At 40.2% G+C, this 20,978-nt stretch carries 18 protein-coding genes and 1 tRNA gene; 14 read left to right on the top strand and 5 right to left on the bottom strand.

The window, feature by feature from the left end:
• Positions 1-36 precede the first annotated feature (36 nt).
• Entirely contained in the window at positions 37-2,424 is a 2,388-nt protein-coding gene (locus M1D52_RS15290; protein ID WP_437392914.1) for a glycoside hydrolase family 3 N-terminal domain-containing protein, read from the top strand.
• 89 nt (positions 2,425-2,513) lie between these two features.
• Here M1D52_RS15290 and M1D52_RS15295 read toward each other — a convergent pair whose 3' ends face one another.
• The 3 genes from M1D52_RS15295 to M1D52_RS15305 all read right to left on the bottom strand — a co-directional run bounded on the left by M1D52_RS15295 (position 2,514) and on the right by M1D52_RS15305 (position 8,699).
• Positions 2,514-4,088 (bottom strand): SusD/RagB family nutrient-binding outer membrane lipoprotein, encoded by a 1,575-nt coding sequence (locus M1D52_RS15295; protein WP_130857418.1) that lies wholly within the window; start codon positions 4,086-4,088, stop codon positions 2,514-2,516.
• Between the two features lie 11 nt (positions 4,089-4,099).
• Positions 4,100-7,408: a SusC/RagA family TonB-linked outer membrane protein gene (locus M1D52_RS15300; protein ID WP_437392915.1), complete on the bottom strand. Its 3,309-nt coding sequence runs from the start codon at positions 7,406-7,408 to the stop codon at positions 4,100-4,102.
• A gap of 103 nt (positions 7,409-7,511) precedes the next feature.
• Complete coding sequence (locus M1D52_RS15305; protein ID WP_437392916.1) at positions 7,512-8,699, bottom strand: ROK family transcriptional regulator; 1,188 nt, start codon at positions 8,697-8,699, stop codon at positions 7,512-7,514.
• A gap of 205 nt (positions 8,700-8,904) precedes the next feature.
• Between M1D52_RS15305 and ychF the strand changes: the two genes are divergently transcribed.
• The gene (ychF, locus tag M1D52_RS15310) at positions 8,905-10,005 is read left to right on the top strand and encodes a redox-regulated ATPase YchF (RefSeq protein WP_130857416.1); all 1,101 of its coding nucleotides are present in this window, start codon (positions 8,905-8,907) and stop codon (positions 10,003-10,005) included.
• Positions 10,006-10,339: 334 nt separating this feature from the next.
• Here the strand turns inward: ychF and M1D52_RS15315 are convergent.
• Positions 10,340-10,411, bottom strand: a tRNA-Arg gene (locus M1D52_RS15315).
• 179 nt (positions 10,412-10,590) lie between these two features.
• Between M1D52_RS15315 and M1D52_RS15320 the strand changes: the two genes are divergently transcribed.
• Positions 10,591-11,034, top strand: a complete 444-nt coding sequence (locus M1D52_RS15320; RefSeq protein ID WP_130857415.1) for a DoxX family protein — start codon at positions 10,591-10,593, stop codon at positions 11,032-11,034.
• Between the two features lie 13 nt (positions 11,035-11,047).
• On the opposite strand, the gene M1D52_RS15325 is transcribed toward M1D52_RS15320, so the two are convergent.
• Positions 11,048-11,518, bottom strand: a complete 471-nt coding sequence (locus M1D52_RS15325; RefSeq protein WP_013666390.1) for a DinB family protein — start codon at positions 11,516-11,518, stop codon at positions 11,048-11,050.
• A gap of 167 nt (positions 11,519-11,685) precedes the next feature.
• Between M1D52_RS15325 and M1D52_RS15330 the strand changes: the two genes are divergently transcribed.
• The 11 genes from M1D52_RS15330 to M1D52_RS15380 all read left to right on the top strand — a co-directional run bounded on the left by M1D52_RS15330 (position 11,686) and on the right by M1D52_RS15380 (position 20,870).
• A complete protein-coding gene (locus M1D52_RS15330) occupies positions 11,686-12,531 on the top strand; it encodes an AraC family transcriptional regulator (RefSeq protein ID WP_437392917.1) in 846 nt (281 codons plus the stop codon).
• Between the two features lie 72 nt (positions 12,532-12,603).
• Positions 12,604-13,071 (top strand): VOC family protein, encoded by a 468-nt coding sequence (locus M1D52_RS15335; protein WP_437392918.1) that lies wholly within the window; start codon positions 12,604-12,606, stop codon positions 13,069-13,071.
• Between the two features lie 165 nt (positions 13,072-13,236).
• Positions 13,237-13,722, top strand: a complete 486-nt coding sequence (locus M1D52_RS15340; RefSeq protein WP_437392919.1) for a YdeI/OmpD-associated family protein — start codon at positions 13,237-13,239, stop codon at positions 13,720-13,722.
• Between the two features lie 290 nt (positions 13,723-14,012).
• The gene (locus tag M1D52_RS15345; RefSeq protein ID WP_013666386.1) at positions 14,013-14,216 is read left to right on the top strand and encodes a hypothetical protein; all 204 of its coding nucleotides are present in this window, start codon (positions 14,013-14,015) and stop codon (positions 14,214-14,216) included.
• 1 nt (position 14,217) lies between these two features.
• Positions 14,218-14,901 (top strand): cell division ATP-binding protein FtsE, encoded by a 684-nt coding sequence (locus M1D52_RS15350; protein WP_013666385.1) that lies wholly within the window; start codon positions 14,218-14,220, stop codon positions 14,899-14,901.
• A gap of 152 nt (positions 14,902-15,053) precedes the next feature.
• Positions 15,054-15,668: a nucleotide exchange factor GrpE gene (locus M1D52_RS15355; RefSeq protein ID WP_013666384.1), complete on the top strand. Its 615-nt coding sequence runs from the start codon at positions 15,054-15,056 to the stop codon at positions 15,666-15,668.
• Between the two features lie 2 nt (positions 15,669-15,670).
• Positions 15,671-16,816: a molecular chaperone DnaJ gene (gene dnaJ / locus M1D52_RS15360; RefSeq protein WP_013666383.1), complete on the top strand. Its 1,146-nt coding sequence runs from the start codon at positions 15,671-15,673 to the stop codon at positions 16,814-16,816.
• Positions 16,817-17,197: 381 nt separating this feature from the next.
• The gene (locus M1D52_RS15365; RefSeq protein WP_130857413.1) at positions 17,198-17,800 is read left to right on the top strand and encodes an acyloxyacyl hydrolase; all 603 of its coding nucleotides are present in this window, start codon (positions 17,198-17,200) and stop codon (positions 17,798-17,800) included.
• Positions 17,801-17,914: 114 nt separating this feature from the next.
• A complete protein-coding gene (locus M1D52_RS15370) occupies positions 17,915-18,826 on the top strand; it encodes an ABC transporter ATP-binding protein (RefSeq protein ID WP_289552950.1) in 912 nt (303 codons plus the stop codon).
• Positions 18,827-18,833: 7 nt separating this feature from the next.
• The gene (locus M1D52_RS15375; protein ID WP_437392920.1) at positions 18,834-20,159 is read left to right on the top strand and encodes an ABC transporter permease; all 1,326 of its coding nucleotides are present in this window, start codon (positions 18,834-18,836) and stop codon (positions 20,157-20,159) included.
• A 99-nt stretch (positions 20,160-20,258) separates the two neighbouring features.
• Complete coding sequence (locus M1D52_RS15380; protein ID WP_013666379.1) at positions 20,259-20,870, top strand: HAD family hydrolase; 612 nt, start codon at positions 20,259-20,261, stop codon at positions 20,868-20,870.
• Positions 20,871-20,978 lie beyond the last annotated feature (108 nt).

Genomic DNA, 20,978 nt, shown 5'->3' on the forward strand with positions numbered 1-20,978 from the left:
TGGTAAATTAGAATCAAATTATCAGCACAATACCTTATGATAAAAAGACAGATCAACTTAGTTTTAATACTCATTATTATTTGCCCACTCCTCTCTTTTAAGTATGTTAAACCGCAACCCATCTATAAAGATCCTCGAAAACCGATCAGCGAACGCATCAAAGATTTGCTTAGTAAAATGACAGTGGAAGAGAAAGTAGGACAACTAGCTACTTTATTAGGTTGGGAAATGTATACAAAAAGTGATAAAGGTGTTACTGTCAGTACTAAATTTAAAGAAGCCGTGCAAAGAGAGCACATTGGAATGCTTTGGGCTACCCTGCGTGCTGATCCATGGACTAAAAAGACATTAGAAACAGGATTGTCGCCTCAAGAAGCGGCGATGGCTACCAATGCTTTGCAAAAATATATGGTCGATAGTACACGTTTGGGAATACCACTTTTACTATCCGAAGAATGTCCTCATGGTCATATGGCAATCGGAACCACTGTTTTCCCAACTGCTATCGGACAAGCTAGCACATGGAATCCGACGCTAATACAAGAGATGGCGCAGGCAATCGCGGCGGAAACTCGCGCTGTTGGTGGACATGTTGGTTATGGGCCTATCCTCGATTTGGCGCGAGAGCCACGCTGGTCACGCCTGGAAGAAACTTACGGGGAAGATCCCGTCTTGAATGCAAAAATGGGAAGGGCAATGGTTACCGGTTTCCAAGGAACCGATTTGAGCAGTGGAAAAAATATAATCTCAACGCTAAAACATTTTACTGCCTATGGAGTACCCGAAGGCGGCCACAATGGTGGTAGTGTTACCGTAGGTCAAAGAGAACTTTATCAAAGCTACCTCCCTCCTTTCCGGGAAGCAGTTAAAGCGGGTGCCTTATCCGTTATGACCGCCTACAACTCGATAGATGGTATTCCTTGTTCTGCCAACCCCTGGTTATTAAAAGATTTATTAAGAAATCAGTGGAATTTCAAAGGTTTTGTCGTATCCGACCTCGGAAGTATCTCCGGTTTAGTAGGCAGTCATCATGTAGCAGCCAATGCCGCAGAAGCTGCAAGCCAGGCTATCAACGCCGGGCTCGACGCTGATTTGAGTGGTTACGGCTATGGCCGGGCCCTTTTGGCAGCAGTTAAGGAAGGAAAAGTTACGGAGGCAACCTTAGACACCGCTGTGAGCAGGGTTTTATATCAGAAATTCGCTTTAGGTCTTTTTGAAAACCCTTACGTAGACATAAAACAAGTAAGTAGAACAGTACGAATTCCCAACCATATTGAGTTGGCGCGAAAAGTGGCGCAACAATCAATTATTCTATTAAAAAATAATGGAAATCTTTTACCCCTGAGCAAGTCTATAAAAAAATTGGCCCTTATCGGTCCTAATGCCGACAATATATATAATCAACTAGGAGATTATACGGCTCCGCAAGCGGAAGAAAACATTGTGACGGTATTAGAAGGCCTACAAGCTAAATTAGGAGCCGGCACCAGGATTGATTATGTAAAAGGCTGTGATATTCGAGATACATCGGAAATAGCTATCAGTACAGCAGTTCAAGCTGCCGAAGCTGCCGAAGTCGTCGTTATTGTCTTAGGAGGCTCCAGTGCACGTGATTTTAAAACTTCTTATCAGGAAACAGGGGCGGCGCAGGTAACTGCCACACAAGGAAAAATAAGTGACATGGAAAGCGGTGAAGGTTTTGATCGTGCGACGCTAGATTTGTTAGGAAAGCAATTAGAATTACTAAAAGCAGTTAAAGCGACGGGCAAACCGGTGGTGCTGGTTACCATTAAAGGACGTCCGCTAAATTTAAATTGGCCACAAGAGCATGTAGATGCCATTATAGATGCATGGTATCCGGGACAAGAAGGTGGAAACGCCATTGCAGATGTGCTGTTTGGCGATTATAATCCCGCGGGCCGCCTCTCCGTTTCTGTTCCTAAATCTGTTGGTCAGCTACCGGTTTATTACAATTATAAAAACCCTACAAAACACGATTATGTAGAAGTAGATGCTAAGCCCCTTTATTCGTTTGGTTACGGATTAAGTTATACCACTTTTGCTTACACCGATATTAGACATCAATTAACAGAAACACCTGATGATTTTAATTTAAGCATATCCTTTAAACTAAAAAATACAGGCAAATACGCTGGTGATGAAGTAGTTCAACTTTACGTGCGTGATGAGATCTCAAGCGTAGTAACGCCTATTTTACAACTGAAAAACTTCCAACGGATTCATCTGAAGGCAGGAGAAGAAAAAAAGATGGAATTTGTTCTTCATGCGGAAGATTTAAAGTTGTTAAATGCGCAGATGAAATGGGTTACCGAAAAAGGTAGATTTAAGATTATGATCGGTTCTTCTTCGGACAATATCCTATTGACAACGGATGTTGAATTGAATAAGGATTATAACTTGTAGTCCTTCCTATAAAAAGAGAGGGTGGACTGATGTGTCCACCCCTCAAACATTTATAGACCAATTTTAATATTTTCTGCTAATGGTTCGCATTAATTTACGTCCCAAAACAGTTTAGTGTTAACATTGTCTTGTCCTGCAACAGCTTGGTAATTCGTCGAATTATATACTTGCTCTGATGAGGGTAAATTAAATTTAACAGGAACAGTTTTCTGAATATCCGAATTTTGCACTCGAAATAAAAACGTTGGATAATCCAAGCGTCTTACTTCAGCCCAATTCTCAACGGGTTGCATCATATTGAAGTGCAACCATTTTTGATAGGCTATGAGCTCAATTTTATTTGTATTGCCATCCCAATTAACATTATTAATATATGTATTAATTTGTGTCGCAGTTGGAGCTGCCGCTGCAGGAACAAGAATATCATTACTTACTGCCCTAATTTGTTGAAAAAGCGCGATAGACTCTTTAATACCGTTTTCAAAAAAGGTCTTGGCGGAAGCCATATTGCCCGCTTTCAAGAAGTATTCTGCCAAAAGAAAGTTCACTTCTGAAGCTGAAATCAGCATACCAGGGAAATAATCGTTTCTTGAAAATGTTGACCGGTTATAGATGGCTATCGTTCCACCCCCACTAGCAGCTGGTCCAGTAATCAAATTTGATTGAACGGATCCAGTCAATGACTGATCCAATCCAATATATCTTCCATCAGCCTCAGCTCCAGGTTCAAAAATAAAGGGAAGTCGAGGATCAAGATTGGCCAGCATATGGTCTATCATTACTTTTCCAGCAATATTTCCATTCCAACTTTCTAGTGCATCTTGAAAACCAGTAGCATTAATTCCAGTCGACGCATCAAAGACGTCTAGCTGTGCATTATCGGCATTGGTTAAGATCAATGATGAAAGATCATTCGCAATTTCTGCGATTTCCGATTGTGCTCTAGAGCTAAATTGCGAAGATGCCGAAACTCTAGTTAACATTCTCAAACGTAAAGAATTACAATATTTTTTCCAAAGTTCTACATCTCCATTATTGACCAGATCTTGAGAAGAAAAGTTTGAAGTACTCGGGACTGTGAGACTATTCAACTCTTCTTCAATGGTCGCAAGATCATCCAACATGGCAGTGTAGATGTCTATCGCCGTGTCGTATGGCGCATAAGAAATCGAATAATCACCTCCGTTTGAACTTAGCTTACCTGCTTGGCTCCATGGGATGTCACCATGCAAATCAACAATTTGTTGCGTCTGATCATAGAACAAAATCTTAGCTGTTAAATAGAAAATTCGTGTTTCTCCCTGTATTAAAGGATCTGAATTATTGTAGGTTGTTTCCAGTTCTCTAAATTGTGCAAGACCTTCATAGTATCTTGACCATCGGTCGTCAATAGCTGCCGCGCCAGGTGTTAATTGATTTGCCTCATTTGCCCAACCATCTATTTGGATATACCGTGCTATAGTAGGAAGTATGGTTACAAAATAATTACGGTAATCCGGAACTATAAGCTGTCGGTAACCATATATCATGCCCGCAAATTGTTTATCTACCGTTGTTTCTGTTACTTTTGAAGGATCTCTGTAAAATTCATCGAAAGATGACTTTTTGCATGAAGAGATCGATAATGTGGCTGTACATAGCCCTATGATAAAATATTTTTTCATTTTCTGTTAGTTTAAAAACTTGCACGTAACATTAAACCATAAGTTCTGGTAGCTGGACTTGTTCCCGCATTGGTTACCTGATCCATCCAAAAGGATCCTCCAGTCATTTGTTCAGGGTCCAGATCTTTAATAGATCTATAGATGAAAAACAAATTTCTACCGAATACTGAAAGCTGGAGATTTTTTGCTTTCAATTTAGATGCAATAGACGCTGGTAGCCTATAACCTAACGATAGCTCTCGCATTTTGATATAATTGTTTTTCTGTACATATAATTCATAGCGAGAATTCGAATATTGTGGACCGCCCCAGTTGTACGTATTTGCATAGTAAGTAACTTGCGAAATCACATTGCTATTAGGTGTACCATCAGCCAGTACACCTTCCATTAGCATTCCATCGTGGTATATCTTTTGACCATTAGGACCAACAGTCCCTTCGAAGGCAACTCCTCTTTCACCATCTATGTAATAGCTAAGACCTCCATGTTCGGCATCCATATAATTTAAGCTTTCTTCCAATAAGCCACGACTGATCATCCAATTGATACCTGTTGGCATTACATGCCCTCCCCAACGAAAATCAATCAGGGCGTCTAATGTGAAGTTTTTATACGTAAACGTATTGGTCAAACCTCCTACGACCTTTGGCATAGCGTTCCCTGCTTTAACCCAGGTGTCGGCGTCTAATTGATACAGACCGTTATCCTGAACAATCTTATTCCCATTAGCATCCGTTGCAACAGGATGCACCATAATGTCGCCAATAGGTTGTCCTACGTTGGCTACCAATTGAGCTGCGGCACCGTCATAGTCTCTCAGCGTTAACCTATCAGCACCCCCAGGCAGGGCCTCGACCTTATTTTTATTCATCGAAAAATTCAATACCGAATTCCAACGGAAGTTATCCGTTTGCACAGGAACTCCTGTGATTGCGAATTCCCAGCCTGAATTACGCAACGTACCTACGTTGGCTAAAATGGAAGAAGCCCCCGAAGTTATAGGTAAAGTATAATTCAAGATTTGATCGCGAACCTGACCATTGTAGTAAGTAATGTCAAATCCTAATCGGTTACTTAGTAAGCGAGTTTCTAATCCAAACTCAAATTCATATTTTGTTTCTGGCTTTATTCCTTCATTACCAAATGCTGAGGTAGGCACTAAAGTATATGTTACAGGTCGCCCCCCCTCTGCCTGAATGCCCAAACTTGTTTGCGTTAAACTAAGAGCACTTTGATAGATGTCAGGATAATTACCTACTATACCCCATGATCCCCTTAATTTGGCATAGTCAAAAACCTCAGGCAACTTAAAGGCCTCGTTTAGAATTAGACTCGAATTTACTGACGGATAATATAATACATTATCATCCGGATGCATTGTAGAAATGCGTTCCCTGCGTAATGTTCCTTCCACGAACCAGTAATCCTTTAAGTTAAAATTTAAGGTTCCAAATAACGCATCTCTCAACATATTTCTTCTATAGTTATATCGATCATCCCATCTAGCTAGATTTACCGAAGCGTTCAAGTCGAACCAATCTCTTACACTTAAACCGCCATCTGTTCTCCTTTGTACATAGGTATCCTCCGTTTTAGAAGCGGTATAGCCGAGCATAGCTCCTAATTTTACGTCACTCGTTATTTGCTTGTTATAGCTCGCTAATAAATCGGTATAGTATACATTGGCGTTTTGGTTTCCTAAGAAATAGGAACCTGTATTTGGATCTATTGAAATTGGCCTTTCTGTCGGATTTTTATCTTCTCGTTTCATAGAGGTCATGTCCGCTGAAATTCGTGCTCTAAGAGATAAATCAGGTGTTACTTGCCATGTATTAGTAAACGATCCGATTACCCTATTGGAATACTCATCCGACTGATTGGCCAAAGTGTTCCACATATAATCCAATACATCGGTTTTATAACCATTATAAGTAAGGTTTTCCTCTGGTGTCAGGCTTGGATTGGTCCCTGTCACATACTTATAACCTTGACTAGTTCTGTACTTATTCATATACCACTCAGGATTATCGAAAGTGGAAATCATTCCTGTAAAATTGTTAATTAAACGATCTGTCAAGAATGGCCGATTATGCGTATGTTGATTGACATAGTTGATTACCACGTCGGTGGTTAATTTATCCCAAAGTTTGAAGGATGTATTAAGACTGGCAATATTCCGTTTATTATAGGATTCCAAAGATGTCATCTGATTGTCTTGGCGCGTTAAGGAAAAACGCGTATTTGAGCTTTTTCCTGTATGTCCCAAAGCAAGGTTGAAGATGGTATTATTTGGATTATTAAAGAATTTACTATAAGCATTTTGGGCATTATAGGGGCGAATCTCGCCATCCCAAGAACGAATAGGCTGACCATCAAATTTAGGTCCAAAGTTTAAACTAGTATTAGCGACACCTCTTACACCATCAGGATAATAAAAAAACATATCCTCTGCTTGTCCAATATCTGCGTAGGAAACATCATATCCTGGCCCGCGCACATCCTGAAATCTAGGCAAATAGGCGATTCTATCCGCAGTATAGGTAGCATTGAAATCAACAGTGAAACCTTCAGCTCCTTTTCCTGATTTGGTCGTAACTAGCACAACACCATTCATCGCCTCCGAACCGTAAAGCGCTGCAGCCGAAGCGCCTTTCAAGATGGTGATCGATTCAATATCTTCTGGATTTAAATCTTCCAATCCGTTACCTCTAGCCCGTTGATCGCCCCAATAATCGGAGTTGTTAAAAGCTGTTTGGCGCATTGGGACACCATTAATGATCACTAAGGGCTGTGAACTTTTTGTGATTGAATTAATACCCCGAATATTAATATTAATACCTGAAGTCGCTCCACCTGGTGCCGCTGAAATTCGCACGCCTGGTGCTTTTCCGTATAATGCGCCAGCAAAGTTGGGAGAACCTGTCTTTGTTAGTTCCTGCGCACCTACAGTACTCGTTGCATATCCCAGTGATTTGGCTTCTTTTTTAATACCGAGTGATGTTACGACCACTTCTTCCAGTGCATTTTCATCATTCTGCATGGAAACGGTTAAACTGCTTTGATTGGTAATCGCTATTTCTTGCGTGATATAACCGATCATCGAAAAGGTTAATGTTTCGCCTGAAGTCGCCTGAATGGAAAAATTACCTTTTGCATCTGTAGAGGCTGCCCTACTGGTTCCTTTTACACGTACGGTGACCCCCGGCAAGGGGCCTTGAGCATCCGAAACGGTTCCTGTGACCGCTTTCTGTGCAAAGCTGCTGATCGTTATCATACAAAATAACACTGCAGCTAGTGCTCTTAAATAGATTTCTTTCATGATTTGATTGGTTTGTTAAAATTCGACTTAGTTGATTGATTCTTGATTAATTTTAAATTTAGATTTGGTTTTGACTTTATATCATAGGCAATTATTTAGCTTTTTAAAATCGATCGGTTCTTTCCATTACCAAGGTGGCTGCTCCCAATAACTCGGCTTCTTTATTTAGCGATGAAGACAAAATCGTACATTGCTCTGCTAACATGGGTATGCTAAACTCATTTACTGCTTGCTGTATCGGCGCCATCAGAATCCGGGATGCAACGGCTCCTCTACCACTTACCACGACGCCTTGGGGGTTCATGATGTGTATCAACGTAGCGATCCCTTTTCCAATAAGAAATCCTGCTTTCGAAAGTAAATTAACGGCTAATTGATCCCCTGCGTTAGCGGCATTTAAAATAACATCCACATCGGAAGCACCATCGCCGGAAAACATGCCTTCCATTTTCGATGCATACCCATTTTGTATTTCTTTTCGGGCTTTTCCGGTCAGCACTAACAGCGAAGCATCAACTTCTAAGCAGCCTCTTTTCCCGCATACGCAAAGATTATTACTATCTGCTAAAGGGATATGGCTAAATTCGCCGGCAAAGCCACTATGTCCTCTAAATAACTTCCCATTCACAATCATACCCAAGCCAATCCCCCAGCCAACGTTTACCACCATCACGTCCTGCATTCCTCGGGCCACGCCGAAATTTAATTCCGCCAGTGCAATAGCGCTTGAATCATTGTCAATAAAGACTTCACAACCGATCCGTCTTGCTATATAGTCGGCTAGGCTCTTGTCGCCCAAACCGAAGTGCGTATTATTAATTCCCCTCTCTGCGTTTACAAAACCAGGCATTGCAATTCCAATCCCCAGGATATCAACCAGAGATAAAGGAAGTCCTTCTATATATTTTTTGATAAAGTTGATGAGATCATTCAGCGATTCACTGGCATTTTCAAGATTGATTACCCTCTCGTCAGGCTCTTTAATCTTTTCATTATGCAAGTTGAATACGGCTATTTTAGTGATGAGCTGATCCACAGAAACCGCTATTATGTATTTTCCTGAATCTCTATTAAGCTGATATTCATGAGCCCTCCTACCACCTGTCGACTGTGCATATTGGCTATTTATTATCAATCCTTGTTCCTTCAGGAGGTTGACATTGCTTGTAATCAGAGGTAAGCTTTTACCCGCAAGCTTACTGAGCTCATTAATAGCCATCGGTCCCCGATAATACAGATACCGCACAATATCTAGCTTTAATGCATTTTGCTTTTTAGGCTTTTCTTCCACAACAATTTAGATTGATGTAGCAAACATAAGTAAGTATATATCAAAAAGCAATAGACTTATTAATTTTTTTATCAAAGTTTAATATACTTATATAGGTAATAGAATAAAAATGGCTTTTTTTGTAACAAAACGAAGATATTTTAAAACGCTTTTTATTTCCTATCTTTGCCGCAATTGTAACAAAAAAGAAAAAAGCACTTATCAAATGGCACTTCAATGTGGTATTGTTGGTTTACCCAACGTCGGAAAATCTACTTTATTTAATTGTTTATCAAATGCAAAAGCACAAGCCGCTAACTTTCCGTTCTGCACGATTGAACCGAACGTCGGTGTTATTTCTGTTCCTGATGAACGTTTGAATAAACTAGCTGAATTGGTTAATCCCCAACGCGTGGTTCCCAATACAATCGAAATAGTTGATATAGCAGGCTTGGTGAAAGGAGCGAGTAAAGGCGAGGGATTAGGAAATCAGTTTTTAGGTAACATCCGAACAACCAATGCCATTATACACGTATTACGCTGTTTTGATAACGGTAATGTGATTCACGTAGACGGATCCGTCGATCCGATTCGCGACAAGGAAATTATCGACACTGAATTGCAACTTAAAGATTTAGAAACGGTATTAAAGCGCATTCAGAAAGTGGAGAAAATGGCTAAAACCGGTGGTGATAAGGACGCAAAAAAAACCTTTGATATTTTATCCATCGTAAAAGTGCATCTCGAATCCGGTAAATCAGCTCGGACCGCTCCCATAACGGAAGACGATTTTGAGTATATCGGTGATTTAAGTCTCCTCACCGTAAAACCTGTTTTATACGTATGTAACGTAGATGAAGCGTCGGTAGTTAACGGCAATGCTTATGTAGATCGAGTAAGAGAGGCAGTAAAAGACGAGAAAGCAGAAGTTTTGGTTATATCAGCGCAAATCGAATCAGAGATCAGCCAGTTGGAAAGTTACGAGGAACGTCAATTGTTTTTGGAAGATTTGGGCCTTACGGAATCGGGCGTACATAAGCTTATACGGGCTGCTTATAAACTATTGAACTTAGCTACTTATTTTACGGCAGGCGTGCAGGAAGTTCGCGCTTGGACAATCAATAAGGGATTTACTGCTCCGCAAGCTGCCGGTGTGATTCATACCGATTTTGAGAAAGGTTTTATCCGAGCCGAGGTCATCAAGTATGACGATTTTGTTAAGTATGGTTCAGAGAATGCCTGTAAAGAGGCCGGAAAGCTAAGTGTAGAAGGAAAAACTTATATAGTGGAAGATGGTGATATCATGCACTTTAGGTTTAATGTATAAGAATTGAAGACCGGACCCTCCCAATAAAAAAAGGCTATCTCCATTTGCGAGATAGCCTTTTTTGCTCACCCGAAGACATTGTTGGCGTCGCACCTTCCCCGCACCTAAGGCCGCCAAGAGAGTGTTCGAACCCTGCCTCCCCTACTGTTCTCATCCCTTCTTATACACGAAAAGCCTCTCTCTCGAAAGGCTTTCTTTGTTCACCCGAAGGGATTGTTGGCGTCGCACCCTCCCCGCACTTAAGGCCGCCAAGAGAGCGTTCGAACCCTGCCTGCCCTACTGTTCTCATCCCTTCTTATACACAAAAAGCCTCTCTTTCGAAAGGCTTTCTTTGTTCACCCGAAGGGATTCGAACCCCCATCATCAGAACCGGAATCTGACATTCTATCCATTGAACTACGGGTGAAAAAATATTCGGCAAACATAGATAAAATTGTTATCATATGCAATCATAAAAACACCTCTTATTTAAATATTGAGATAGTAAACTGACAGTTAATCGATTAATATCATTTATCATCCAATTGGAGAAAAACTTTATTTTTTCTATGTTTGAATAGCTAAATCAGGACGGTAACCTCTATTATGTTATACGATAGGCCTAATCTTCTTTTTAAAAAACATGGACAATGGGCTCCTCTGTTTATAAGACTGGTTGCCGGGTATCACTTAGTACAGGGCGTAATTGATAATATACTCAGCCAGGCGCGGATGCAGGAGTTTATTTCCTTTCTAAATGCGCATCAGTTTCCCTATCCATGGGCAGCATATGTATCAGTATATGCTCAGTTTATCAGTGGGTGCTTGTTCGTGCTCGGATATTATCAACGCTTTGCCGCTGCTTTTATGGTCGTTAACTTTATTTCAGCCATCTTGATTGCACATATAGGGGATGCTTATTCCGATACTTTTCCCGCGCTATTTATGCTCGCTGCCTCGCTTTCTCTCTTCTTTAGTGGCGCGGGGAGACTGTCCGTTGATTATTATCGACACAGAATGGGCAAACACAGAAAACGCTCATTGTTTTGATTGATTGTTATAGTTAAGCATCTTGTTCCCGTATATAAAAGATATAATCGGTGCTTGGCAAGTTATGTCCGCATAATTTCAAATGCTGTCCAATTTGGGCACGATGATGTGTGCCATGATTAATGACATGGGCAAGAACATCCTCCAGTCGATTGGCAAAGGCCGTGCCTCTTGAATTTTTGTAGCTAACGGATTTAACAAAATCCTGCTCGTTCAATGTATTTAAAAAGTTTACCCAATCGGTATTATTCCTAAGCACAATGGCCTCCATCTCCATGATGTCCCAGTCTGGCCATAAACTCCCTCCAACGGTATTTTCCCCCTTACATCTTTTTAACCAAATTTGCTGTGCAACCAGTAAATGTGCCATTAGTCCGATAGCTTCATCACATTCCTTCGCTATTTTCAGCAATTCAATAAGTTTTAAATTGGTAGCCTTGTCATAACCAAAAAGTTTGATAAAATAGGCTGACATTTTCATCATATATTATTTTTTTACAGATAACAAAAATGAACATTCTAATACGATCAACCAATTTATTTCGAAGTTTCCGTCAATTGTAATTTTAAACTGCTACAAATAGGTAGACCGTATTTTCCTTACATCCTTGCATTTTAGGATGCGAAGGATTAATTTTATGTCCAAAGCGCATGACGAATATGCTACAAGGCCCTAAGACATATTGCTTTAAACCGATTCAACCGAGCAGTTTACATGAATGGGCTGACATTTCTTATAAGGAATATATGCCGGCCCCGAGCTTACGGGGGTATATATATTGCTATTGGGAATTAAAAAGCCTTGAAAGATTGTCGACACCTCTTCCCTACTATGTTGTTTCAGATGGATGTATTGACATCTTCATTGATGTACATACCCTGTCGGACATAGATATCATGGGACTTTCCAACAAATACCATGCTTTTTCGCTCTCCCACGATTTCCATTACATTGGCATCCGGTTTTTACCCGCAGCTTTCTCATCCCTATTTAAGTTCAACGCGAGCGAATTAACCGATTATTGCGAGCCGTTAAATTTTGTAAACCGAGAACTGCATAAGCGTCTGAACAATTTGATCGCTCGGCATTGGGAGGCAGCTTATCGCCAACCCGACATGGTTTTTAATCTCCATCAACTTATCGAACCATTTAACGCCTTTTTCAATCAAATAGCAAGGCAAGCGACTGAAGTCGACTTTCGGTTTAAACTGGCTTTCGATAAAATAGTAAATACAAGAGGTATCATTGATATTGAACACCTAAATGTACCGGTAAGCTCAAGACATTTACGGCGCTTATTCAAGTTCTATGTTGGCGAATCGCCTAAAGCGTTTAGTAAAATAGTGCGTTTTCAAAGTTTATTGAACCTCAATCCTACTGTGGAGACACTAAAGACGGAAAAGTTTTTCTATGAGTTGGGGTATTACGACCAGGCCCATTTCATTAAAGAATTTAAAAGAATGTGTGGTTTCACACCGGCTAAAGCATTCAAATAAATGTCCGTTAAATGTCCGTTTTTTACAATGACTATATGAAGACAGTTCGCATCTTTGTTAAAAAGAGACGATATGAAATTTTTTATGATAGCAATTTTCATAAGCCTAAGCGGTTTATCTTCAATTAATGGTCAAACAAAAGAAACCAATCTGAAAACAATGAAACTGAACGCCGGTATTATTACAGACAAGATTCAAGAGAGCAAAACGTTCTACACTGAAATTCTTCAATTTGGAATTACTTTTGAAAACGATTTTTATCTTTTGTTGCATACCCCAAATGGATCAGCAGAAATAAGCTTTTTAAAACCTTATCACGCCAGTCAACAACCGTTATTTCATGATCCATTTAATGGCAGAGGCCTTTACCTGACGATAGAAGTAGATAATGTTGAGGAGATGTATCGACAATTGAAGAGCAAGGGGGTAGAAATAAAAATAGACTTGCGTGAAGAGCCGTGGGGTGATCGACATTTTGCAATTCAGGATCCCAATGGTATCGGAGTCGATATAGTACAGTATACCGAACAAAAAAACTAACCCGCATTTTTATCTGTCTGTCCGTTTTTAACACATTTTATGCAAACCAATATATTTTCTATTTTAGCTGAAAATTTGGCATTGCTAAAGATGCCCTTAAATTTTAAGGATAGGAAAGCCCTTTTTAGGTAATACAAGTTAGCGTTTGTTATTGCGATCACCACTATGGAAAGCATACAGATAAATCGAGAGGCTTTAATTGAACGGTTTCCCGGCAAAGGAGGATGGTCATATATTTTGATTCCGGAGATATCGCCCGATTATCGTAACCATTTCGGACAAGTAAAAGTAAGCGGATCTATTGACAGTTACGTGCTTGACAAAGTGATCCTCATGCCTATGGGCGACGGCAAATTATTTCTACCACTTAATGCCGGTATTCGCAAACAGCTGCAGAAGCAAGTAGGCGACACCGTACAGATCAAAATCTATTTGAACAAATCCGCTCGGATAACAGAAACGGATTTCATAGAAATTTTAGCGGATGAGCCGGCTGCATTCCGGTTTTATGCTGCACTAGCGGACACGGAAAAGCAGTCATATCTCGATTGGATCAATGAAACAAAAAACGAAGAGGCGCAAATTGCTCGCATAGCCGATTCTGTAAACGCGCTTTATGAACGGAGCCGGTACGATAGGTCCGGCAAATAATTAGGCCGCCCATTTTTTATTCAAAAAATGAATGGACAACAAATTGCTCATAGCGTCCTATTGGCGTTACACCTGCATTCCCCTGTAAATTGAAAATATAAACTTCTAAAAGATATTTCAGAACTAGCAGCAGCGGCTATAACATACTGAAATCCCGTGCTTCCTCTCGTTTGTAATCCCTGTCTTTCCCAACGAATCTTCTTTCAACAAATCAGTGCAACACACGATAAAGGGAAAATGTGCGTTGAAAAAAGATGATATTTCGTAGAATGTACTAACTTTGGCGTACCATGTATATCATTAAGGTAAAAGGTGTAGCAAAAATTCCGGACTATGTACAGCTGCGAGATGAAAATTTTACGCTCTTAGCATATTTTCGTGTAGACCGACCGGATAAGTCATTAGAAAAAATAGGACTGGGCGATAAAGCATCGTACATAATGAAAATAGTTGAGGAGTTACCTTTTGGAAAAATAAAAGAAATAGAACTGTAACATGATTCCAAGTACCGTTATCAAACTTAAAAATATAGATATCTATCAACAGAAGCATCTTGTACTGTCAAATGTAAATTTACAGATTGATTCGGGCGAGTTTGTTTTTATGATCGGTCAAACCGGCTCGGGAAAGAGTAGCCTACTGAAAGTTATTTATGGCGATCTTCCCATATCGACAGGAGACGGATTAGTTGCCGGCTTCGACCTTGGTCGATTACATGATAGAGACATTCCATTCTTACGAAGAAAACTAGGGATTGTTTTTCAGGATTTTCATTTACTGACTGACCGCACAGTTGAAAAGAATCTGGAATTTGTAATGCGAGCCACTGGTTGGAAAGACAAGAATTTAATAAGAGAACGTATGTTTGATGTCTTAGATAAAGTTGGTTTACGTTCAAAATTGAAGAAGATGCCCCATGAATTATCCGGCGGTGAACAGCAACGGGTAGTAATCGCCCGTGCGTTACTGAACGATCCGGAAATCATTCTTGCCGACGAACCTACAGGTAATTTAGATCCTAATACATCAGAAGAAATTGTCTTATTGCTAAAAGAAATCAGTCGGGCAGGTACAGCCGTTTTAATGGCTACCCATGATTATCAGATTATCCGCAACATGCCTTCCCGCATTGTTAAAACAGAATCCGGTATACTACATGATAACGTAACCATTTCCTAGCGACATTTTGCTTTAGCTGCCTACTGACAATCGTTGACATAATGCGTCATTATGTTCGTATTGAGTAACAAAGACTGACAGACTGGCTGTCTGCTATGCATTGGCAGAGGTTTTGTGCTGAAAAAAATATTTTTGAACTGCTTTTTAGAATTATGGAAGAACAACGCAAAAAGGAAAATATTGAGGAAAATCAAAATCTCGAGAACAAGGATATCGCGGAAGAGTTGGAATCAGTGAATGAAGCGCGCCAACATACGAAAGCAGGTCTTAACGATGATGTAGAAGAGGCCGAAGCGGATGTAGAAGTGGAGCAAGAGGAAAAACTTCAGCAAGAATTGACAGAAGCCAACAATAAATATCTTCGTTTGTACGCAGAGTTTGATAATTATAAGCGCCGGACCTCCAAGGAGCGAGTGGAGCTATTGCAAACAGCGGGTAAAGAAGTTATCGGCGACTTATTGACGGTATTGGACGATTTCGAGCGTGCACGTAAATCAATGGAAAATGCGCAGGACATCCCTTCTGTAAAAGAAGGTGTCGAACTCGTTTATCAAAAGCTTAAGTCTATCCTTAACAGAAAAGGATTAAAAGAAATGGAGTCAGTTGGACAAGAATTTAATGCTGATCTACATGAAGCAATAACGCGAATTCCTGCCCCAACACCCGAGCTGGTTGGAAAGATAATCGATGAGGTAGAGAAAGGTTATTTCCTTAACGATAAAGTTCTGCGCTACGCCAAAGTAGTAGTAGGTAGCGAATCATTATAAAGATGGCAAAGAGAGATTATTACGACGTATTAGGTGTATCAAAAAATGCAGAACAAGCTGAAATAAAATCAGCTTATAGAAAACTGGCAATAAAATATCACCCTGATAAAAACCCAAACAACAAGGAAGCGGAAGAGAAATTTAAAGAAGCTGCCGAGGCCTATGAAGTGTTAAGTAATCCGGAGAAACGTCAACGCTATGATCGTTTTGGTCATGCCGGGAACAGTGCGAGCGGCGGTTATGGAGGAGGTATGAATATGGAAGATATCTTCAGTAATTTTGGGGATATCTTTGGAGGAGGCAACCCCTTTGAAAGTTTCTTTGGAGGGGGGCAATCACGCGGAGGAAGGCGAGCTGTAAAAGGAACGAATCTTCGCATAAAGGTAAAGCTTACCTTGGAGGAAATCGCAAAAGGCGTTGAGAAGAAAATCAAGGTAAACAAGCAAGTTGTTTGTAAAACTTGCGATGGCAGCGGTGCTAAAGATAGGTCTTCAACTTCTACTTGCCGCACATGCGGCGGTACGGGGAGTGTAAGACGGGTGACTAACACCATTTTGGGGCAAATGCAAACAACAAGTACTTGCCCTACCTGTAACGGTGAAGGAGTTGAGATCACAGCTAAGTGTACTACCTGCCACGGCGAAGGATTGGTACGTGGAGAAGAAACCATCAGCATCAATATCCCTGCAGGTGTAAGCGAAGGCATGCAGTTATCGATGAGCGGTAAAGGAAATGCCGCTCCTCGCGGAGGTGTACCGGGCGATCTCATCATATTGATAGAGGAAATTCCGCATGAGATTTTGAAACGTGACGGAAATAATGTTATATATGATCTTTATATAAGTTTCGTAGATGCCGCGCTTGGCGCCAGTATAGAAGTACCAACTATCGACGGTAAAGCGAAAATAAAAATAGATCCTGGCACGCAGGGAGGTAAAATTCTTCGTCTAAAAGGCAAAGGCATTCCGGAGGTAAATTCTTATCACAAAGGGGATCAGCTAATATACGTAAATGTGTGGACGCCAAAAGCGCTTTCCCAAACAGAGAGAGAGCAATTAGAAAAATTAAGAGAATCGCCGAATTTCAAGCCCCAACCCGGGAAAAATGAAAAAAGCTTTTTCGAACGTGTAAAAGAATTCTTCGAATAAGATGTTAGCATAAAATAAAAAAACGCCGAACGCAATGGTTCGGCGTTTTTTTTTGCTTCTTGGTAACCACCTATTTTAACTTATGCCTGCCAATCTCTATACTGTCATTGTCAATGTTGACAAAAATAGACAAATAGTCAGTTTATACCGCATAATCGATTTTGTCATTTAAAAAACATACGATCAGTAAACGAGTAAGTTATATAATTATTCAAAAAAGCAAATAAAATTGCACTTTCGTTTAATTGTCATAGAAGTTTAAGATTGGTTGCTTATACAACTTTATACAAGCTCTACGTCATATTTGGCACATAAGTTGACTAATGCACGGTGAAAGTCAGTCGAAGCACTGACTATAACGTTAACAAATTTATATTAAACATGAAAAAATTATTTTTAACTCTAACTGCCGCTGTAGCACTAGCTTTTACAGCCAACGCACAAACTGAAAAAGGTAAACTCTTCCTAGGAGGATCTGTTGGTTATAATTACAACAAAGTGAATGGCACGGACCATTCAAACCAGAGTTTCAACATTGTTCCTAATGTAGGATACTTTATCAGCGATAATTTCGCAATTGGTACCGGTGTCGGTTATCGCTATGGTCAGTACTACACTGACGGTGCAAATGATGTGGATTTGAAAGTTAAGCAAGGAGCTTTTGTAGTCGCACCTTTTGCTCGTGCCTATAAAGGAAATGAAATGTTCAAATTCTTTGGTCAACTTTCTGTTCCCATGGCTTTTGGAAGCACAAAAGTAGATGGCACAAAAGTGTCTAGCACAACTAGTTTCGGAGCACAGCTTTCTCCCGGTTTAGCATTCTTTCCACATAAAAATGTAGGTATTGAATTAAGTGTACGTGGTCTTTACTACGGTAATGACAGGATTAAAGATGAGGCGACCGGATCTAAGCAAATTACCAATTCTTTTGGTTTAGCTAGTGATTTCTTTGCACCTCAATTAGGAGTACAATTTTATTTCTAAACTTTTACGCAGCGAAACCAAAAGGGATGTGCAAAGCACATCCCTTTTTTTATATATCATATGTTGTAACAAATAAGCACCTCGCCTATCTAAACGGTACAAGATAAAATGCTCATGCTGTCAATCAACAACATCGTAAAGCAATATGCGGAGCATCGAGCCTTAGATGACGTGTCCATGCATATTGAAAAGGGCACCATCTTTGGATTACTCGGTCCGAACGGTGCAGGAAAAACTTCTCTTATTCGAATTATCACACAGATTACCGCTCCTGATAGTGGATATATAATGTTCAATGGTGATGTGCTCCAACCGGAACACATTAGCAAGATAGGTTATTTACCGGAAGAACGCGGGCTCTATAAAAAAATGCAGATCGGTGATCAATTGCTTTACTTGGCTCAACTGAAAGGTTTGTCAAAAGAAGAGGCGAAAAAACGAATCAAACATTGGTTCGAGAAGATGGAAATGCAGTCTTGGTGGAGTAAGAAAGTGGAAGACCTAAGCAAAGGAATGCAACAAAAGGTACAATTTGTTGCAACGGTACTTCATCAACCGGAGCTACTGATTTTGGATGAACCTTTTTCCGGTTTCGACCCGGTAAATGCTGAAATTATAAAAAAAGAAATACTGGAACTACATAGCAATGGCACCACCATTATTTTTTCTACTCATCGTATGGAATCAGTAGAAGAACTTTGCGATAATATTGCGCTCATTAATAAGTCCAGAAAAATCTTGGATGGCCCGGTTATTGACATAAAAAACAGTTATCGTGAAAACAAATATAAAATAACATATATAGGCGCGCAGGTTATCGATCCAAATGATACGCTATTTACCGTGGAAAAACGACTTACGGATAATCATGCAACCACACTGTATCTAAAAATAGCAGAGGGAAAAACGATCAATCATATGCTCTCCTACCTAATCCCCCAGGTTGAAATACAACATGTAGAAGAAATCATTCCTACCATCCATGAGATTTTTATAAAAGAAGTAACGTCTATCAACGCCAACTAGCAGCATAATGAATAAAATAGTTCTTATTATACAACGAGAGTATTTAAGCCGTGTAAAAAAGAAATCATTTTTAGTGACGACCTTCCTTGTTCCCTTCTTGTTTATCGCTATGTACGCGCTTATTTTTTATGTCGCATTAAACAATCGAGAACCTATTACAACGGTTTATGTAGTAGATCAGTCAGGCTTTGTGGCGAACAAATTAGAAGACACGGAACATCTGTTATTTCTAAGCACAGATGAATCAATTGCTAGCTTGAAAAAGAAAATGGAACGTGGTGAAACAAGCTCGCTACTCCTGGTTGTCCCGGCCGGTGTGGCGACCTCCCAAACTGTTGAGCTATACGACACCGAAAAAAAAGGTATCGGTACCATCAACACGCTTGAGTCAAAATTAAATGACATACTAAGAGCGAAAGCTCTAGCTGACGCAGGAATTGACATAAATACCTTAAACGGTATAAAGCCGGCTGTGTCCATCAAATCAAAAGAACTTACGGTGGATGGAGAAAAGGACAGCCATGTTGGGACGGCCATCGGAATTAGCTTTGGCTTATCAATCCTAATCTACATATCCCTGTTTTTATATGGAAATCAGGTAATGCGTGGCATTATAGAAGAAAAGAGTAACCGGATTATCGAAGTAGTTATTTCCTCAGTAAAACCTTTTCAGCTGATGATGGGTAAAATTATCGGCGTTGGCCTGGTCGGAGTTACCCAATTTGTTCTTTGGATTATTCTCTCTGTAAGCTTCATGGCCGCAACCTCTGCCGTAATGATCAATTCAAAACCCGAAATGCATACGTCCATTAAGATGCAAGATGGGGTTGGTAACGGTGAGGTAAAGCAAAACAATCAAGAAAGGCAGTCAAAAATGGAGGCTATTGTACAACAGATCAAAGCCATTGATTATCCTTACGTATTAGGTTGTTTTTTGATCTATTTCATTGGCGGTTATCTGCTATACAGTGCCCTATTCGCCATGGTAGGATCAGCGGTAGATAGCGAAACGGAAACCCAACAATTTATGCTGCCCATTATCATGCCGCTATTGTTTACCTATATGCTTTCTTTTTCCGTACTAATCAATAATCCACATGGTTCCTTGGCCTTTTGGTTAAGCATGGTTCCCTTCACCTCACCTATCGGTATGTTGGTTAGAATTCCATTTGGCGTCCCCGTTTGGCAACTATTGCTGTCGATCGCCTTGTTGGTTATTGGCTTTTTGTTAACAACTTATGCAGCTGCGAGGGTTTACCGCGTTGGAATTTTAATGTATGGTAAAAAGGCAAGCTATAAAGAGCTATTCAAATGGTTTAGGTACAAAGGTTGAACGCTTTTTCGAACGCTAGTTTTGTCATTTTTGCAATTCCATTAGGAAACAAAACAAATAAAGGACAACTTTGCGCTATTTATTTTGAATACTATATAGATGAATCAAGAAACGCTCGATAAGCTAAACATACTTAATGAAAAAACAAGCGGTAAATATAAAGCGCTCCTTTATGATTGCGATGGAACTTTAGCAGACAATATGCTTGCTCATAAATTGTCATACAAAGAGGCCGCAGCTAAATATGGAATAAATTTGGACACCGACATTATCGATGAACTGGCCGGCTGGCCAACCAGACTTGTTGCCGATGAAATCAGTAGACGTTATAATGTGATGTTGCCGGATACGTTCTCCAAAGAAAAGACGGCGGTATTCTTCGAAAAATACATTGATACAACCGAACCTATCGCTTACGTTACTGAGCACTTAAAAGCAAATGCAGGCAATGTACACATCGGTGTTGTATCAGGAGGTACGCGCACTACCGTACAGCGGACGCTATCAGTACTCGGTTTGACAGACTACATAGAAGTGCTTGTTTGTGCCGGCGAAACGCCTAATGGAAAACCCTTTCCGGATCCTTTTCTCGCCGCCGCCGAAAAATTAGGAGTGGCGCCTAAAGACTGCATTGTTTTCGAAGATGGTGATCCTGGAGTAGCCGCTGCAGAAGCTGCCGGCATGGATTGGGTCCGAATTGACAAAATTTGATGTAAAGAATTCCCTGTTTAGCATCTGTTTTAATGTTAATAAAGTTTACGCTGCCACAATAAAACTTCAGATTTTTTATAGAGATTTGCTTGACAGGTCTAGTATTAA

This window comes from Olivibacter sp. SA151 (assembly GCF_054130995.1).

What these genes read in the sequence shown, in the direction of transcription:
- M1D52_RS15325 (WP_013666390.1), bottom strand. Translation starts at nt 11,518, where the DNA reads ATGATGAAAATGTCAGCCTATTTTATCAAACTTTTTGGTTATGACAAG.
- M1D52_RS15375 (WP_437392920.1), top strand. Translation starts at nt 18,834, where the DNA reads ATGAATAAAATAGTTCTTATTATACAACGAGAGTATTTAAGCCGTGTA.
- M1D52_RS15320 (WP_130857415.1), top strand. Translation starts at nt 10,591, where the DNA reads ATGTTATACGATAGGCCTAATCTTCTTTTTAAAAAACATGGACAATGG.
- M1D52_RS15340 (WP_437392919.1), top strand. Translation starts at nt 13,237, where the DNA reads ATGGAAAGCATACAGATAAATCGAGAGGCTTTAATTGAACGGTTTCCC.
- M1D52_RS15330 (WP_437392917.1), top strand. Translation starts at nt 11,686, where the DNA reads ATGACGAATATGCTACAAGGCCCTAAGACATATTGCTTTAAACCGATT.
- ychF (WP_130857416.1), top strand. Translation starts at nt 8,905, where the DNA reads ATGGCACTTCAATGTGGTATTGTTGGTTTACCCAACGTCGGAAAATCT.
- M1D52_RS15370 (WP_289552950.1), top strand. Translation starts at nt 17,915, where the DNA reads ATGCTGTCAATCAACAACATCGTAAAGCAATATGCGGAGCATCGAGCC.
- M1D52_RS15335 (WP_437392918.1), top strand. Translation starts at nt 12,604, where the DNA reads ATGAAATTTTTTATGATAGCAATTTTCATAAGCCTAAGCGGTTTATCT.
- M1D52_RS15350 (WP_013666385.1), top strand. Translation starts at nt 14,218, where the DNA reads ATGATTCCAAGTACCGTTATCAAACTTAAAAATATAGATATCTATCAA.
- dnaJ (WP_013666383.1), top strand. Translation starts at nt 15,671, where the DNA reads ATGGCAAAGAGAGATTATTACGACGTATTAGGTGTATCAAAAAATGCA.
- M1D52_RS15345 (WP_013666386.1), top strand. Translation starts at nt 14,013, where the DNA reads ATGTATATCATTAAGGTAAAAGGTGTAGCAAAAATTCCGGACTATGTA.
- M1D52_RS15290 (WP_437392914.1), top strand. Translation starts at nt 37, where the DNA reads ATGATAAAAAGACAGATCAACTTAGTTTTAATACTCATTATTATTTGC.
- M1D52_RS15300 (WP_437392915.1), bottom strand. Translation starts at nt 7,408, where the DNA reads ATGAAAGAAATCTATTTAAGAGCACTAGCTGCAGTGTTATTTTGTATG.
- M1D52_RS15295 (WP_130857418.1), bottom strand. Translation starts at nt 4,088, where the DNA reads ATGAAAAAATATTTTATCATAGGGCTATGTACAGCCACATTATCGATC.
- M1D52_RS15365 (WP_130857413.1), top strand. Translation starts at nt 17,198, where the DNA reads ATGAAAAAATTATTTTTAACTCTAACTGCCGCTGTAGCACTAGCTTTT.
- M1D52_RS15355 (WP_013666384.1), top strand. Translation starts at nt 15,054, where the DNA reads ATGGAAGAACAACGCAAAAAGGAAAATATTGAGGAAAATCAAAATCTC.
- M1D52_RS15380 (WP_013666379.1), top strand. Translation starts at nt 20,259, where the DNA reads ATGAATCAAGAAACGCTCGATAAGCTAAACATACTTAATGAAAAAACA.